Below are 14,641 nucleotides of genomic sequence, written 5' to 3'. Positions count from 1 at the left end.
GGACGAAAGACTCATATACACATCCCACCACCCCCGTCCGCTGGCCGTACCGGCGGCGTCTTCACCTGCTTAACTACATCTCCATCATGCCAAAGCTCCCCCAAGGGCCCTGCACTCTTCTGCCGCAGTGTCGTCCGGCGCTCCATTGGCCAGTACCGGTCCGGCTGCCATCGTGCAGCCAAGCTTGCTGCAGTCATCTTCCCAGATTCTCATCCACTCACCGTCACCCCAGCCGTAAGAACCGAACAATCCTATCCGTTTTCCGCCGAGTTTTGTCTTCACCTCTTCAAACATCGGTTCAAACTCCGATTCCTCCAGCTGCTCCGCTCCCATGGAAGGGCAGCCAAATGCGATGGCCGGATACTCCCCGGCCTTGTCTGCCGAAAACTCGGCCGAAGTAAAGACATCTGCCTCAGCCCCGGCTGCTTTAGCGCCTTCCGTCACATAATATGCCATAGCCTCAGTATTTCCCGTACCACTCCAATATACAACTGCAACTTTACTCATAATCTCTTCCATCCTTTCAATAATTGGTATTTTTGTTTGATAAGATTTAACATCTATTAGACAGCTGCGAGGAGCTGAATAACCGGTATTCCATTTTCAAATCGGTTCATACACATCCTGATACAGTTTCTGTATCTGTCAAAACGGTGTCTGGCCTCTCTCGGATCTCCGTAAGTCTTCCAAAATCCGCAGCAGGTATAATTTCTGCCTCTGTTTTCAATGAAACCAATCACATCTTCTAACGGATATCCCAGAAAAACGCCGATTTCATGGGGAAAATCCTTTTCCGCACACAGCCTGTTTGATAACTGCTGCAAAATGAACCCGCAGCTCCCCGGCATCAAGTAGCCCTTCTGTTTCAGGAAAGCCACGGTCTCAGGATCCGCCAGAATCTGCTCCACCCACCTCTTGCGATATACATATACGAGGACAGACTCTGATTCAGGACATTCTTTGATGATTTTCACTGATATTCCGTGCTGCGACAGTTCTTTGTCCCAGTATGTAATTTCTCTCCGGACTGCGTCTCCGCCATCCGCACAATAGCGGAATAAATTCGCCGGTTTAATACCCGAAAGAGTAGGGGCACATTGCTCTACAAGCATTTTCTCAAAACATCTGCTCATCTTTTATCTCTTCCTTTCCTGACAAATCTTTTATATTTACACATTTCCCAGGGAACCATGCTCCGGATTAGAGCGTTTCCCGGATCGTAAAGTTAGTTAAAACTAACTATATAGGCAAAAAAACAGGTTTTTCTATGTTCAAGCCATATAAAACCTTCTTTAACTGAATATTGCAGCTAACGACAATCGAAACTGAACGACAGGTATTTACAGCCCTTCCTATCAATTCAGTATATAGTTAGTTTTAACTAACCTATATAAAACTTTATCATATTCTATCTATTCTGTCAACAAAATATTTTAACGCTGTTTCCGTTAGAAAGTCTTAACCCTTTTTATAAATCCTTTATCTTCTGGTCAAACTTTCGACATATATTTCCTGTATAGTAATAGTCAGACAGGTCACTAACCTTTTACATAAACTTTTTCATACTCATGCCGGCGGGAGCAATCCTGCCGGCCTCCCCCTTTCCATATTCATATTATCCGTATCCGCTCATATAATATACAAATTCCCAACAGGTTCCGTTCATGCAGACCGTCTCTAACAATACCCTGAAACAAACTTTGTACTACCGTGATATTCCGGTTTTAATATACAATATACAGTATCCTGCATTTAATTCCACCTGCAGCGAGAAGGCGGCAGAGGCCGTCAGCGAAAATTACGCCGCACTTGCAAGGAGTAAAGAGGAATACTGCAAAGCCGTATTATACCCGCAAGCCGTCGAATCAGCCAGGTATATCCAGTCAAATTATCCTCCGTTCCACAGCTACGAATTTGATATGACTTACAATATAACCTTAAATATGGGATGCCTTACCAGCCTGTATACCGAGCAGTATTCCTACATGGGCGGTGCACACGGCTCAACCGTCCGGCAATCCGACACGTGGGATTTCACTACGGGGAACATGGTGCAGCTTGGAGATTTCTATCCCCATGACCGTCTGTTCAAGGAGAAAATCCAACGATGGATCGAACAGCAGGTATCCATAAGACTAAAAACGGAGCCTGCCACATATTTCGATGATTATGCAAAGCTCGTACAGAACACCTTTAATCCGGACAGCTTTTATCTTTCCCCAGGCGGCGTTGTGATATATTTTCAGCAATATGACATTGCGCCCTATGCCACAGGGTTACCCGAATTTGTTTTGCCCGTTCCGCCAGGCTTTGAACCGCTTTTTACAAGGAAATAGGTCCGGACATACCGAAAAGCAGATCAAAAAACGGAAAGCCTTGATATTACAAGGTTTTCCGCTATCTTTCATTCATGAGGCATCGGGGATTCGAACCCCGGACAACTTGATTAAAAGTCAAGTGCTCTACCGACTGAGCTAATACCCCGTATTTAACTGGGCTAGTTGGATTTGAACCAACGAATGCAGGAGTCAAAGTCCTGTGCCTTACCGCTTGGCGATAGCCCATCAGCAAACTCCCATAAAGGGAAGGTGGATAAAGGGATTCGAACCCTTGGCCTCCAGAGCCACAATCTGGCGCGCTAACCAACTGCGCTATACCCACCATAGGGAATCTAAATCGTCGATTTAGATTCGACGAGCCTGAAGGGATTCGAACCCCCGACCCACGGCTTAGAAGGCCGTTGCTCTATCCAACTGAGCTACAGACTCATATTCACTTTGCGATTTGGCCAAACATTTGGCAATCTAACTTTCTCCGTTTTCGGCTGTTCTGCCAACCTGGCATATCTTGCTGCGTTTTTGACAGCAAAAGTAGTATAAACTAAAACTGTCTGACTGTCAAGCACAATTTGAAGAATTTTGGTAACAACTGTAGAAAAACGCATCAACGGGTCATAGTATACCACATAACCTGTAACACCGCAAGTATTTTCTTCCATTCAAACCATATTTTTTCATTCATTTGACGTATACCTGCTGCCACTGCCATTTCGCACGGTCAGCGCATCAATTACGCAGACCGGCGGGGCTTAGAATGCAGCCGCCCTCTGCATGCCCGCCGGCAGATTTCTACATCTCCTCATACGGCATAAGCTCTGTCAAATAATGTTTTTCCCGGAGCGCCTCTTCAATTTCATCAAGAATTTCTTCCTGCTCCGCCGACACGCGGTGGAAATGATATCCCGAAGTCACATTCATCAACGGAGCAGACTTGCCCGATTCAATGTCGTTCATAAATATTTGTATATCACGGCGGTTCTTGATATTCAGAGGAGCCGTTACTTTTCCGTATACACGGTGGTTAATCATCACGTCCAGAACGCAGCCGCCCAAATCCACAATTGTTTTTAATTCATCCTCTGTCTCATCATTGTTGTGGCATACTTTGAAAAGTCTTACTGCCTGGCTGGCCTCATTCAGAATATATCCCCTGGCCGTGGCGACAATCGGATACCCTTCCGTGCGAAGGAGGGCGATATCCTGCACCACCACCTGCCGGCTTACGCCCGTCTCTCTCCCCAGCGCTCCGCCGGACAGGGGATGAGAGGTCTGCCTCATCAGTGCCAGAATCTTTTTGCGTCTCTGCGTTCCGGTCAGAGCGCTCTCTGTTCCGGCCGCGCTCTCTTCATTATTATTCAATCTCATACCCATTCCGGCGTTCCTGTCCTTTCCAGTTTATACTCTGCCTTTATTCACTGCTGTGAGTCACAATTCACGCCACATAGCCACAACATGCCGCAGCATAACGGCCGTAATCAGCGGAGGTTCAAAATTTCTATTCCAATTTTAATACATTGCCGCCGTCCATGCAACTACAATCACCGCATTTCTGCCGGCACATCAATTAAAGCGTTACTGTTCACCCGCAGCAAAATGCGGCATGCTGTAAACAAAAACGCCTTGCAGGATACTGCCGTGTAAGCAGCATCATTAGAGCCGTCACTCCACGGCACGCAGATGTTTCAGGCTGATGTCCAGAATTGGGGCAGAATGAGTCAGAGCGCCGCTTGAAACATAATCCACGCCAGTTTCCGTAATTGCCCTGATATTTTCCCTCGTTATATTACCCGAACATTCCGTTTCCGCACGGCCATCGATTAGTTTGACTGCCTCCGCCATCTGTCCGGGCGTCATGTTGTCAAGCATAATGATGTCGGCTCCCGCTTCCACAGCCTCCCGGACCATAGAAAGATTTTCCGTTTCCACTTCAATCCGGCGCACAAAGGGTGCATATGCCTTTGCAGCCGCTATTGCCTCCTTCACGCCTCCTGCAGCGTCAATATGATTGTCTTTCAGCAGAATCCCGTCGGAAAGATTATATCTGTGATTATTCCCCCCGCCAACCCTGACTGCATATTTTTCAAATATCCTCATGCAGGGCGTTGTCTTTCTGGTATCCAGAAGTTTTGTCCTGGTCCCCTCCAAAAGCTTTACAACCGTATTCGTATAGGTTGCAATACCGCTCATACGCTGGAGATAGTTGAGGGCTGTTCTTTCCCCCGACAAAAGAACCCGGATATCTCCGGTCACGGTGGCAAGATGCCGGCCTTTTTCCACTCTGTCTCCATCTTTCACATCAAAGGTTACCTTGGTCCGGGGATCCAGCAGCAAAAATACTCTCTCAAAAATTGGAAGTCCGGCTATAATTCCGTCCTCTTTGCAGATTAACTGCACTTCCCCTTTTTTGTATTCCGGCATCACGGAATTAGTCGTTACATCCTCACTGTTAATATCCTCCTCCAAAGCAAGACGGATATATTTATCAGCAGCAAGCTGCATGGTAATTGGATTCATATTTGATACTCCCTTTCCGGCCCTCTGCCATACTGGCTGCGGCCCTTTGTGCAAATACAAGACTCTCCAGCAGACTGTTGCTGGCCAGGCGGTTCTTTCCATGGACACCGTTACAGCTGGTCTCCCCCACTGCGTAAAGGTGGTCCATCGTGGTTCTTGAATTACAGTCCACATGAATCCCCCCCATAAAATAGTGCTGGGCCGGGACAACCGGTATCGGTTCTTTTGTGATGTCGTAGCCTTCTTCCAGACACCTTCTGTAAATATTCGGGAAATGGTTCCGAATCTGAGCTTCACCCACCGGCTCGAATGAGAGCCATACATGGCGGCTGCCCTCCCGCTCCATCTCTGCATGTATTGCTTTTGTGACTACATCCCTGGGGAGCAGTTCATCTACAAAACGCTCTCCTCTTCCATTCAGCAGTACGGCCCCTTCTCCCCTGGCAGATTCCGATATCAGAAAGCTTCTGCCCGGCTTCTCACTGTAAAGGCTGGTCGGATGGATCTGTACATAATCCATGTTTTCAAGCTCCACACCGTATTTTTTTGCGATTGCCAGAGCATCTCCTGTAAGACAGGGGAAATTGGTTGAATGCTCGTAGAGGCCGCCAATCCCTCCCGTAGCCATAACGGTATCCCTGGTATGTATATGAAGAATCTCTCCTTTTTCCGTCTTTGCAATCATGCCGGTGCAGGCGCCTCCCGAGACAAGAATATCAGTCATAGCCGTAAATTCCATAACTGTCACGTTCGGCAGTTCCCTGACCCGCTTTTGCAGTACCGTGGTGATTTCTTTTCCCGTAATATCTTTGTGGAAACATATTCTCGGCCTCGAATGCGCTCCCTCCCGAGTGTAATTCAGGCTGCCGTCCGGATTCATGTCAAAACGTACTCCCAGTTTCAGGAGATGATCTATCACTCCGCGGCTGGAACGTATCATAATTTCAACGCTTTCTTTCCTGTTCTCGTAATGTCCGGCTTTCATCGTATCCTCAAAGTAGGGTTCATAATCCTCTTCATCCCGCATTACACAGATGCCGCCCTGGGCCAGCATGGAATCGCAGTTTTCAATTTCCTCTTTAGAAAGCATCAGTATTTTCTGATCCTCCGGCAGGCTGAGGGCCGTATAAAGACCCGCTACTCCGCAGCCGGCAATCACAACATCGTAATAAAGGTTTCTCACCATAATTATGCCCCCTTATCATCTGGCCAGTTCCAGCATTCGTGTCAGTGTGGCTTTTGCAGGGGCGGCAAGGTCTTTTGGCACTTCGGCCCTGTTGACTCCTGTTTTTAATACTTCAATAATCTTATCCAGTGTAATCTTTTTCATATCGGTACAAATCGGCTCGGTAGCCGGAAAATAAAATATCTTACCCGGGTTTTTCTGTTCCAGCTCATAGCGGACTCCGCACTCTGTCGCTATTATAAATTCTTTTGATTCGCTCGATGATGCATAATTTATTATTCCTGTTGTGGAACCGGTATAATCAGTTTTCTCCAATAGCGCACCATTACATTCCGGATGAGCGAGGACTTTGGCATCCGGATGTTCACATTTGAGGCTTTCGATTTCCGACGCCCGCATCTGTTCATGAACCGGACAGAACCCATTTACCGTCATTACATTCTTCTCCGGTACCTGTTCCGCTACAAAGCGGCCCAGATTCTTGTCCGGGATAAATAAAATATTTTTATTCGGCAGATTTTTTACTATCTGCACTGCATTGGCTGAAGTAACGCACACATCTGCCCAGGATTTGATCTCGGCCGTAGAGTTGATATAACAGACTACAGCCAAATCCGGGTACTCCCTCCTTGCCTGCTCCACCTCTTCCCTTCTGACCATATGGGCCATGGGACAATCCGCCCCGGCATCAGGCATCAGCACCGTTTTGTCCGGGCTGAGCAGTTTTCCACTCTCCCCCATGAATGAAACGCCGCAAAAAACAAGTGTCTTGTTGAGAAGACCGGCTGCGGCCTTGCTCAGGTTAAAAGAATCGCCCACATAATCGGCAATTTCCTGCACTTCCGGCTCCACATAGTAATGAGCCAGGATCACTGCATCCTTCTCTTTTTTTAACTGGTTTATCTCTTCCTGTTTTGTCATACCATCCTCTATTCTGCCGCTTTTCAAACGGCCTTTCCTGCTTTTTTCGTCCATTTCCAGGCAGACGCCGGCGGAACCAACCGCACTCGCAACAGTATAGCACATCATTTTTCATATGACAAGACACCTGTTAATAAATCTGCAAACTCATGTAACAGTTCGCTGCTGTTCACAGGGGAATGTTCCGCGAGGTGTTTTCGTGTGTATTTCACACGAAAATCCCGAGTTATGCGGCGCGAAACGGCACTTTTTGCCGTTTCTGTGCATCGCGGAGCGTGTTATTCCGCCGTTCGGTACGATAACCTGCACGCTCCGCGCACAGGTCACAGCCCCCAATAAAAGGGAGGGCATACGGCCGGTTAACACGGCGTATGCCCCCTATGATTAAAAATAATGACTATCAATTCTGAAGAAAATCAACACTCACTACCTCCCGTATAAGATTTTATTCAAATATAGGCTCTAAGCGAGTCACCAAGCTTTTCCATGTTTTCCATACGCTCCAGGGATTTCTGCGGATTCACCTGAGCCACAGCCGTGGTCAGATATACGGCGATTGACATTGCCTCCGCAACCGGGTATCCGCTTGCATTTGAAACCGATAGAACATTCTCTGAAGAAAGTGCGATGGGGGAGGTGTAACTGTCGGTGATAGAAATTACAGTACATCCTTTATCATAGAAATATTTTGCAGTTTCACAGGTTATCCTTGTATAACGCGCAAATCCTATCGCAATCAGGCTGTCCTCGGACGTAACGTCTGCAAAGGCGCTGAAATCCCCCTGCCTCAGCAGAATGACATTATCCTGAAGATTATTTAAAATTGATCCCAGATAAACGGCAATTGAATAGGAAGAGCGGGCTCCAATGATATAGACGCGGCGCGCTTTCGTGATGGTCCGTACGGAGGAATAGAAATTTGCTTCGAATGTTTCATTATATATCTTCCGAAGGGATGCGGCATTACTGTCTATCATGGATTTGAGCGAACCTCCATTGGGAGCTATTGCTGCACGCCTGATACGCTCCCAGGGAGTCAAATCTTTTTGTACATTTTTACGGGCACAGGCAATAAAATCAGAAAAATTAGCAAAGGAGAGCATTCGTACAAAACGTGTAATGCTGGGACAGCTCACGCCGGATTGCTTTGACATTTCATTAATAGACATAAACGGGATGGCCCGGATATTTGCTTTGACAAAATCAGATAGTACTTTATTAGTTTTTGAACAAGAATCGTAATTCTGTTCTATTAGCTGAATAATATTTTTTTCCAAATGTGTTCCTCCTCAAATCGGAAACGAGGTTGATACAGGCCCGCGGTTTACTATAACAGATAGTTCAAATATAGCAAAGCCCAGCGCAAAAATCAACCGTCTGGCTAATCCTCTTGACTTTTACAGTCCGTCTTTAAACACCACCTTGTGAATAATGCTGCGGAATTTGTAACTATCATGCAAATTTCCGCAAAAGAATTCAACATAATCCACAAATATGAAATTATATTTTCATAATGTTGATTTTTATTTTCATATGATGTATGATAAATATGCTGCAGCATTAAATTATGAGGAGGTACAAACATGATCCCATTAAATGAAATCACCGGTTCCTCGTTAGACGCCCTATTTGTTTATATGGCATTGCTTGGCATTCTACTGTTAGCCGCATCCTGGCTCAGACTTAAAATTCCGCTCTTAAAAAAATACTACATACCGGCATCCCTGATTGCAGGTGTCATCGGCTTAATCCTTGGGCCTTATTTTCTGGGCATAATTCCGAAGGAAATCATGAGTGTCTGGTCGGGAATGTCGAGCCGCCTCATTGTTTTGATTTATGCCCCGATGCTGATGGGAAAAAGGCAGAAAAGCGGTGAAAAGCTTATCAAAAGAGCAAGTGAATCCCTGGTTTTTTCCTATTTTACATTTTTTACACAGTATGCCGTTCCATTGCTTCTTACCGCACTGCTACTTACTCCGGTATTCGGAGTATCTCCGCTGTTCGGAACAATTGTCGAGCAGGGGTGGTCCGGCGGCCATGGAACAGCCGGCGGAATGGCCGCCGTATTTGAAGAGTTAAAATGGATGGACGGTGCAAGCCTGTCTGTCACTTCCGCTACTATCGGTCTGGTATTCGGTGTTTTGGGGGGCATCGTATTAATCAATATCGGCGCACGCAAGGGATGGACCTCTTTTCTGAATACCTCCGCCGGACTGGAAAATAAGAATACTGAAATATATACCGACCGCTCAGATCGTGAACCTGATACGAACCGGGTAATCCATCCATCTGTCATTGATAATATGGCGTTCCATATGGCACTGCTGTCGGTCGCCGTATTACTCGGCTGGCTGATTAGCAAAGCCCTAAAGCTCTGGTTGCATTTCACAATGGCCTGGTTTACCGCAGCCATGCTTGCCGGCTTACTGGTTCAGCTTCTGCTAAACCGCACAAAATGGGCTGATATTGTGGATAAGCCCACAATGAGCCACATACAGGGGATTTCACTGGAATTTCTTGTAGCCGGAGCCGTGGCTTCCGTTAATGTTTCTGTTATCGTCGAATATGCAACTCCATTAATAATCGAGCAGCTTCTGGCGGCCGTCGTGCTTGTTTGGTGCTGCACCTGGGTTTCAAGCCACGTATTTGGTGAGAACTGGTTTGAACACTCAATAATGCTGTTTGGTGCCTTTGCCGGAGTAACCGCCACCGGACTTCTCTTGCTAAAAACCTGCGATCCTAAAATGGAATCCGGCGCTGCGGAAGTATTTGCAGCCCGTTCTCCTCTGCTGGCCTGGGCGACAGGCGGTGGAATCCTGACAGCCATGACACCTGTATGGGTTGTGCAATACGGAGCTTTAAAGGTAGGCTTAGTCTACGCTGCCGCCATGTTAATCGCATTCGTATTGCAATTTGTTCTCGGTTTTTGGCATAAGCCCGATAAAATGAATGTCTGAACCATAACATAAAAATATGTAACCGAATAAAGGAGACAATTATGAAACGTATTATCTTAACAGCGCCGAATTTTAGTGAGGGCCGCGATCAGGAAAAAATTCAAAAGATTCTCGATTGCTTCCGCAACAGAGAACATGTGCAGATTCTGCGCTGGCAGGGAGATCCGGATCATAACCGGTTTGGCGCTAATGTGATCGGTGAGCCCGAAGCGATTTATGAGGCCATGCTTGAGGCGATTGGCACTGCCCTTGAATTGATCGATATGACCAAACATCACGGCCAGCATCCGCGCATGGGGGCAGTTGATGTCATCCCCCTGACCCCTCTGCGTAATTGTACGATAGAGGATTGCAGCGAACTGGCCCACAAGATAGCCTCGGAAGCTGCCGATAAGTATCATCTTCCATTCTTTCTATACGAAAAGTCCGCAAACACTCCTGCCAGAACGAATCTGGCTGAAATACGCAAGGGCGAATTCGAAGGCATGGCCGAAAAACTGAAAAGTCCTGAATGGAAACCCGATTACGGCCCGGACACAATTCACCCGACGGGTGGAGTTACAGCCATCGGAGCCAGGGATTTTATGATTGCTCTGAATGTTAATCTGGGAACAACCGATTTGTCCATTGCAAAGGAGATTGCAAAACGTGTGCGATTCAGCAGCGGAGGGTTCCGTTATGTTAAAGCTATCGGTGTTGAAATGAAGGGAAGGAATTTGGTCCAGGTTTCAATGGATTTGACAAATTATAAAAAAACCTCTGTCTGCACTGTCATTGAATGTATCAGGGCGCTGGCATTAAAGCACGGAATCCCTATCGTCAGTTGTCAGATCGGTATGCTGTCTCTGGATATGCTGATTGAAATAGCCAGAGAATATCTCAATTTGGAATCCCTGTTTGAAGGCCCCTTTTCTGCAGATCAGATTTTTGAGACCTATCTGCTGTAACCGTTTGCCTTGACCAATACAGAAAGAAGGAATACATATGGATTTTAAAGATATGACCGTCGGAGAATTTGCCCGGGGAATCGGTGCGGAGCTCCCCGTTGCAGGAGGCGGCAGCGCAGCCGCTCTCTCCGGCGCTTATGGAGCCGCTCTTGTATCAATGGTTTCCAGAAAAACCATTTCGAATAATAAATATACGAATGTAAAGCACCGCTTTCAGGAAGTGGACCGGCAATGCGCAGTATTACGTGAGTCACTGCTGGATGATATTCAGAATGATATTGATTCCTTCCGCAAATATAAAACCGCGCTGGCCCTTCCCAAAGTGACACAGGAGGAAAGCGCCGTACGTAATGCCGCCATGCAGAACGGTTTAAAAGCTGCTGTTCAAACTCCGCTCGAGGTGGCTGAAAAGTCCGTCAAAGCGCTGGCTCTATGCCGCGAGGCTATTGAGAAGGGAAATCGGAATGCCGGCCCTGATGCCCTGGTCGGAGCCTTATTGCTGCGTGCTGCAATTCTGGGAGCCGTCTATAATATCAGAATTAACGTAAAGACCATCACTGACGAACCGTACCGGAGAGAGATGCTGAACCGGGCGAAAGACCTGGAAGAAACAGCCATCAGACAGGAGGCGGAAATTTTAAGTCTGCTGCCGGAATTAACTCACACTAAATAAATAATTTAAAAAACAATGGCTTTCTTCGCCATATAAATCACCTTTCCTTTCACTGATAGCGGCTTGGACACCTCTATAATAAGCGGAAAGGTGATTTTTGTATAACGTCTTGACCCGCACCCGCATTGGATTATAAATTATGAAATACGTCCAATCAGTTTCTTGCGGTACATTTCCAGTGTATAGCGGTCCGGCAGAGACGACTGGGCACCCAGACGGGTTGTACTGATACCGGCGGCAATTGTTGCATACTCGATTGCCGTATCGATAGACTCTCCTTCCGCAAGCAGAACTGCCAGCGCACTGATAAATGCATCGCTGGCCCCGGTTGTATCGATTGGCTCCACATCAATGGCCGGATATTCCTTCCCGGCCTTCCCATCGGTAAAATAGCACCCCTCTTCCCCCAGTGTCACCACCACGTACCGGGCGCCGCCTGCAATGAGGGCTGCCGCTTTCTCACCGACGCTTCCTTCTCCCGGCATAATCTGGTTCAGTTCCGTCTTGTTGGGCACCAGCATATACAGCTCTTCAAGAACCTCCGGAGGCAGCATTTTATACCCGGAGGGCTTGAGGATTATCCTGATTCCATGCTTTCTGCACAGTCTGGTGATAAACAGCAGTGTCTCGTCAGGAATACTGTTCTGCAGGAGGCAGTATTCGGAAGAAAGCAGGATATCCATGCATTCTTCCACATGTTTCCTGCTGATGCTGTCGCTTGTCCCCTGATAATATCCAATCAGATATTCTGCGCTCTTGGTCACAAAAATATAGGCAATTCCGGTTGATGCGGCATTATCGAAACCGATTCCGCTCACATCCACATTATTGGCGGCAAGGTTGTTATAAAGGTTTTTTCCATCCATATCATTGCTCAGAATGCTGATGATGCTTGCCGCGCCATCGAGGCGGGCCACGCCGATGGCCTGATTTCCCGCCTTTCCTCCCGGAAGAATGCTTCGCTCATGAATCGTCATAGTCTCAGTGCTTCCTAATATTTCATCCACAAGAAATGTCACATCCAGGTTCACACCGCCGATCACACAGATTTTCACTTTGTGCCGGTCCGTACTTCTGGCAGTACTCTTTCCCTCCTTAAACATCAGACCGACAGGCTCTATTCCCTGTTCCCGCCGCGTAGAAACCATATGAAAAACAGTATCCCAAAGTATCTTTGCAAGCTCCTTATGCGGGAGGACGAGTGTGCACAACTCCGGCAGGAATGTATGTCCCTCCCCTCCAAAATCAAAGGATATCACGGATAAATCGCCGGGGATGTTCATATGACGCGCATAAACGCAGCTATAAATCAGTCTTGCAATCTCCGTATCCTGCACCACGACCGCCTTAACGCCAGTCTTGGCCAGAATTTCCAGGACTTCTGATGGTTCCTGTTCCCCGAATTCAAATATCAGGCTTTCGTCAAAAACAATCTTATTTCGCTCCATACTTCTGTGTAATATGCGGCAGAGCGGACCGTCCTTTTCACGCAGCACAGCTGCCATTTTTTCAAAACCAAGACCGGACAAAAAGGAAACCGCCTCCTCCGCGGCCGACTGAAAATCTAAAACAGGTTTGTCCTCATCCTGTTCGTCCGGCCCGAACGGCACGCAGTAAAACGGAGTATTATGCTCCCGCAGCTTGTCCTGACTGGCCGCTTCTATTCTGCCATACAGAAAAAGGATATATTCCACACGCTTTCCCAGGAGAGAGTCAATACTCAGCGCCTCCCTGTTTACGTCACCGAACGTACTGGTAACTACCAGGGAATACCCCTGTTCCATCGCATATCCGTCTAAATACTGCACAACAGAAGCATACAGACGATCTGAAATATCAGGAACTACCACACCGACAAGCTGGGTTTTAGGAAATGCTTTGCTGATCGCTTTGGCATAGGGTGAATAATTATGCTGCTGTGCTATACGAAGCACCTTTTCTCTGGTAACAGGACTGATATTCTCATCCTTATTGTTCATAATCTTAGATACAGTGGCGATGGACACATCTGCCAGCTTAGCCAACTCCTTGATCGTCATGGAGATACTCACCTCATTTTCTTCACAAGTTTTCTTATCTGTTAGTATACAAAAAGACGGTAAAATATGCAAGCAGCGCAAGAAGTTCTATCTTGCGCTGCCTGTAAATGATATGAAGCAATAAAATATACCGGCCGTTGTAAAAATCCGCTTTTCACCGGACCGGACTATCGTTCAACAGCTTTTCCACTTCACTTCTCTCAGGAATGGAAGCCGAAGCCCCCAAACGTGATACAGCGATTGCCGCCGCGGCCGCCGCCTCTTCCAGGCACCGGCGTGGAGTTTTCCCATCCGTCAAGGCCGCAAGAAAATAGCCGGTAAACGTATCCCCTGCGCCGGTTGTATCCAGGGCCTCTACTTTCCTTGCCGGACAGAGGAAAACCTCACCTCCGGCCGCATAAACCGCCCCGGCTCCTCCCAGAGTGAGTACAACCGCCGTTTCAGGGTATTCCCTGTTCAAAATCTTTATCATCTGTTCCGGTTCCGTCTTTTTTGTAAGCTGTTCTCCTTCCACTTCATTCAAAAAGAGAAGGGACACCTTTTCTATACCGCATTTCAGAATGTCTTCCTGAAAAGGTGACGGATTCAGGGCAATCTTCAATCCGTTGCTATGAGCCTTTTCTATCATATAATCCAGCCCATTTACCTCATTTTGCAGCAGGAGCCACTCTCCTTCTTCAAAAAAGGCCAGAGCCTCATCCACAAATTCCGGTTTGTTGGCCTGATTCGCTCCGCCGTACAAAACAATACTGTTCTGCCCTCCCCGCTCCACCTGTATAACCGCACTTCCGCTGCGGCCCTCTATCCTCCGGATAAAACGGGAGTCCACACCGCTTCGGCGGCAAGCCTCCAGCAAAGGATCGCCGTCTTCCCCTGTCATCCCTCCATGGAACACACTGGCTCCGGCCTTTGCAAGCGCAATGGACTGGTTCAGCCCCTTCCCCCCGCAGAAAACCTCCAGACCGGACGAAGCTACAGTTTCACCGGGAGCTACAATGTGCTGCACATGGTAGGTATAGTCCAGATTCAGCGAACCGTAATTTAAAATACGCAAATCAACTCTCC

General features: G+C 47.4%; 13 protein-coding genes and 4 tRNA genes. 4 read left to right on the top strand and 13 right to left on the bottom strand.

Annotated features, from left to right (window positions below; genetic code table 11):
* Positions 1-84: 84 nt before the first annotated feature.
* Both CLOSYM_RS10745 and CLOSYM_RS10740 read right to left on the bottom strand, forming a co-directional pair.
* A complete protein-coding gene (locus CLOSYM_RS10745) occupies positions 85-507 on the bottom strand; it encodes a flavodoxin (protein WP_044902357.1) in 423 nt (140 codons plus the stop codon).
* 56 nt (positions 508-563) lie between these two features.
* Positions 564-1,133: a DUF3793 family protein gene (locus CLOSYM_RS10740; RefSeq protein ID WP_021642148.1), complete on the bottom strand. Its 570-nt coding sequence runs from the start codon at positions 1,131-1,133 to the stop codon at positions 564-566.
* A gap of 531 nt (positions 1,134-1,664) precedes the next feature.
* Between CLOSYM_RS10740 and CLOSYM_RS10735 the strand changes: the two genes are divergently transcribed.
* The gene (locus CLOSYM_RS10735; RefSeq protein WP_021642146.1) at positions 1,665-2,336 is read left to right on the top strand and encodes a DUF3298 and DUF4163 domain-containing protein; all 672 of its coding nucleotides are present in this window, start codon (positions 1,665-1,667) and stop codon (positions 2,334-2,336) included.
* 75 nt (positions 2,337-2,411) lie between these two features.
* On the opposite strand, the gene CLOSYM_RS10730 is transcribed toward CLOSYM_RS10735, so the two are convergent.
* The 9 genes from CLOSYM_RS10730 to CLOSYM_RS10690 all read right to left on the bottom strand — a co-directional run bounded on the left by CLOSYM_RS10730 (position 2,412) and on the right by CLOSYM_RS10690 (position 8,237).
* Positions 2,412-2,484 (bottom strand) — tRNA-Lys (locus CLOSYM_RS10730).
* Positions 2,485-2,492: 8 nt separating this feature from the next.
* Positions 2,493-2,564: transfer RNA gene (locus CLOSYM_RS10725), tRNA-Gln, on the bottom strand.
* Between the two features lie 23 nt (positions 2,565-2,587).
* Positions 2,588-2,661: transfer RNA gene (locus tag CLOSYM_RS10720), tRNA-His, on the bottom strand.
* A gap of 33 nt (positions 2,662-2,694) precedes the next feature.
* Positions 2,695-2,768, bottom strand: a tRNA-Arg gene (locus CLOSYM_RS10715).
* Between the two features lie 360 nt (positions 2,769-3,128).
* A complete protein-coding gene (locus CLOSYM_RS10710) occupies positions 3,129-3,704 on the bottom strand; it encodes a transcription repressor NadR (RefSeq protein WP_044902359.1) in 576 nt (191 codons plus the stop codon).
* 294 nt (positions 3,705-3,998) lie between these two features.
* Positions 3,999-4,853 (bottom strand): carboxylating nicotinate-nucleotide diphosphorylase, encoded by an 855-nt coding sequence (nadC, locus tag CLOSYM_RS10705; protein ID WP_009295753.1) that lies wholly within the window; start codon positions 4,851-4,853, stop codon positions 3,999-4,001.
* Positions 4,822-6,039, bottom strand: a complete 1,218-nt coding sequence (locus CLOSYM_RS10700; protein ID WP_021642142.1) for an L-aspartate oxidase — start codon at positions 6,037-6,039, stop codon at positions 4,822-4,824. Before CLOSYM_RS10700 ends, nadC begins: the two co-directional genes overlap by 32 nt.
* A 15-nt stretch (positions 6,040-6,054) precedes the next feature.
* On the bottom strand, positions 6,055-6,960 hold the full coding sequence (gene nadA, locus CLOSYM_RS10695; protein WP_044902358.1) for a quinolinate synthase NadA: 906 nt from the start codon (positions 6,958-6,960) through the stop codon (positions 6,055-6,057).
* Between the two features lie 449 nt (positions 6,961-7,409).
* On the bottom strand, positions 7,410-8,237 hold the full coding sequence (locus tag CLOSYM_RS10690; protein ID WP_003501683.1) for a MurR/RpiR family transcriptional regulator: 828 nt from the start codon (positions 8,235-8,237) through the stop codon (positions 7,410-7,412).
* Between the two features lie 306 nt (positions 8,238-8,543).
* Here CLOSYM_RS10690 and CLOSYM_RS10685 point away from each other — a divergent pair, with 306 nt between their 5' ends.
* Genes CLOSYM_RS10685 through CLOSYM_RS10675 form a run of 3 tightly spaced genes read left to right on the top strand, consistent with a single transcriptional unit; the run spans position 8,544 to position 11,537 of the window.
* A complete protein-coding gene (locus CLOSYM_RS10685; RefSeq protein ID WP_021642138.1) occupies positions 8,544-9,917 on the top strand; it encodes a sodium/glutamate symporter in 1,374 nt (457 codons plus the stop codon).
* A 41-nt stretch (positions 9,918-9,958) separates the two neighbouring features.
* On the top strand, positions 9,959-10,864 hold the full coding sequence (gene ftcD, locus CLOSYM_RS10680; RefSeq protein ID WP_009295750.1) for a glutamate formimidoyltransferase: 906 nt from the start codon (positions 9,959-9,961) through the stop codon (positions 10,862-10,864).
* 37 nt (positions 10,865-10,901) lie between these two features.
* Positions 10,902-11,537: a cyclodeaminase/cyclohydrolase family protein gene (locus CLOSYM_RS10675; protein WP_003508645.1), complete on the top strand. Its 636-nt coding sequence runs from the start codon at positions 10,902-10,904 to the stop codon at positions 11,535-11,537.
* A 137-nt stretch (positions 11,538-11,674) separates the two neighbouring features.
* Here CLOSYM_RS10675 and CLOSYM_RS10670 read toward each other — a convergent pair whose 3' ends face one another.
* Both CLOSYM_RS10670 and CLOSYM_RS10665 read right to left on the bottom strand, forming a co-directional pair.
* Positions 11,675-13,576, bottom strand: coding sequence for a PfkB family carbohydrate kinase (locus CLOSYM_RS10670; RefSeq protein ID WP_021642137.1), 1,902 nt, complete (start codon positions 13,574-13,576; stop codon positions 11,675-11,677).
* 154 nt (positions 13,577-13,730) lie between these two features.
* Positions 13,731-14,630: a ribokinase gene (locus CLOSYM_RS10665; protein WP_003501673.1), complete on the bottom strand. Its 900-nt coding sequence runs from the start codon at positions 14,628-14,630 to the stop codon at positions 13,731-13,733.
* Between the last annotated feature and the right edge of the window lie 11 nt (positions 14,631-14,641).

This window comes from [Clostridium] symbiosum ATCC 14940 (genome assembly GCF_000466485.1).
Taxonomy (GTDB): domain Bacteria; phylum Bacillota; class Clostridia; order Lachnospirales; family Lachnospiraceae; genus Otoolea; species Otoolea symbiosa.
The sequence above is the reverse complement of the archived record's forward strand: the minus strand, read 5'-3'. Positions and strand labels throughout refer to the sequence as shown.

Coding starts and splice junctions, on each gene's coding strand:
- ftcD (WP_009295750.1), top strand. CDS start 9,959: ATGAAACGTATTATCTTAACAGCGCCGAATTTTAGTGAGGGCCGCGAT.
- nadC (WP_009295753.1), bottom strand. CDS start 4,853: ATGAATCCAATTACCATGCAGCTTGCTGCTGATAAATATATCCGTCTT.
- CLOSYM_RS10710 (WP_044902359.1), bottom strand. CDS start 3,704: ATGAGATTGAATAATAATGAAGAGAGCGCGGCCGGAACAGAGAGCGCT.
- CLOSYM_RS10675 (WP_003508645.1), top strand. CDS start 10,902: ATGGATTTTAAAGATATGACCGTCGGAGAATTTGCCCGGGGAATCGGT.
- CLOSYM_RS10670 (WP_021642137.1), bottom strand. CDS start 13,576: ATGACGATCAAGGAGTTGGCTAAGCTGGCAGATGTGTCCATCGCCACT.
- CLOSYM_RS10740 (WP_021642148.1), bottom strand. CDS start 1,133: ATGAGCAGATGTTTTGAGAAAATGCTTGTAGAGCAATGTGCCCCTACT.
- CLOSYM_RS10700 (WP_021642142.1), bottom strand. CDS start 6,039: ATGGTGAGAAACCTTTATTACGATGTTGTGATTGCCGGCTGCGGAGTA.
- CLOSYM_RS10745 (WP_044902357.1), bottom strand. CDS start 507: ATGAGTAAAGTTGCAGTTGTATATTGGAGTGGTACGGGAAATACTGAG.
- nadA (WP_044902358.1), bottom strand. CDS start 6,960: ATGACAAAACAGGAAGAGATAAACCAGTTAAAAAAAGAGAAGGATGCA.
- CLOSYM_RS10685 (WP_021642138.1), top strand. CDS start 8,544: ATGATCCCATTAAATGAAATCACCGGTTCCTCGTTAGACGCCCTATTT.
- CLOSYM_RS10735 (WP_021642146.1), top strand. CDS start 1,665: ATGCAGACCGTCTCTAACAATACCCTGAAACAAACTTTGTACTACCGT.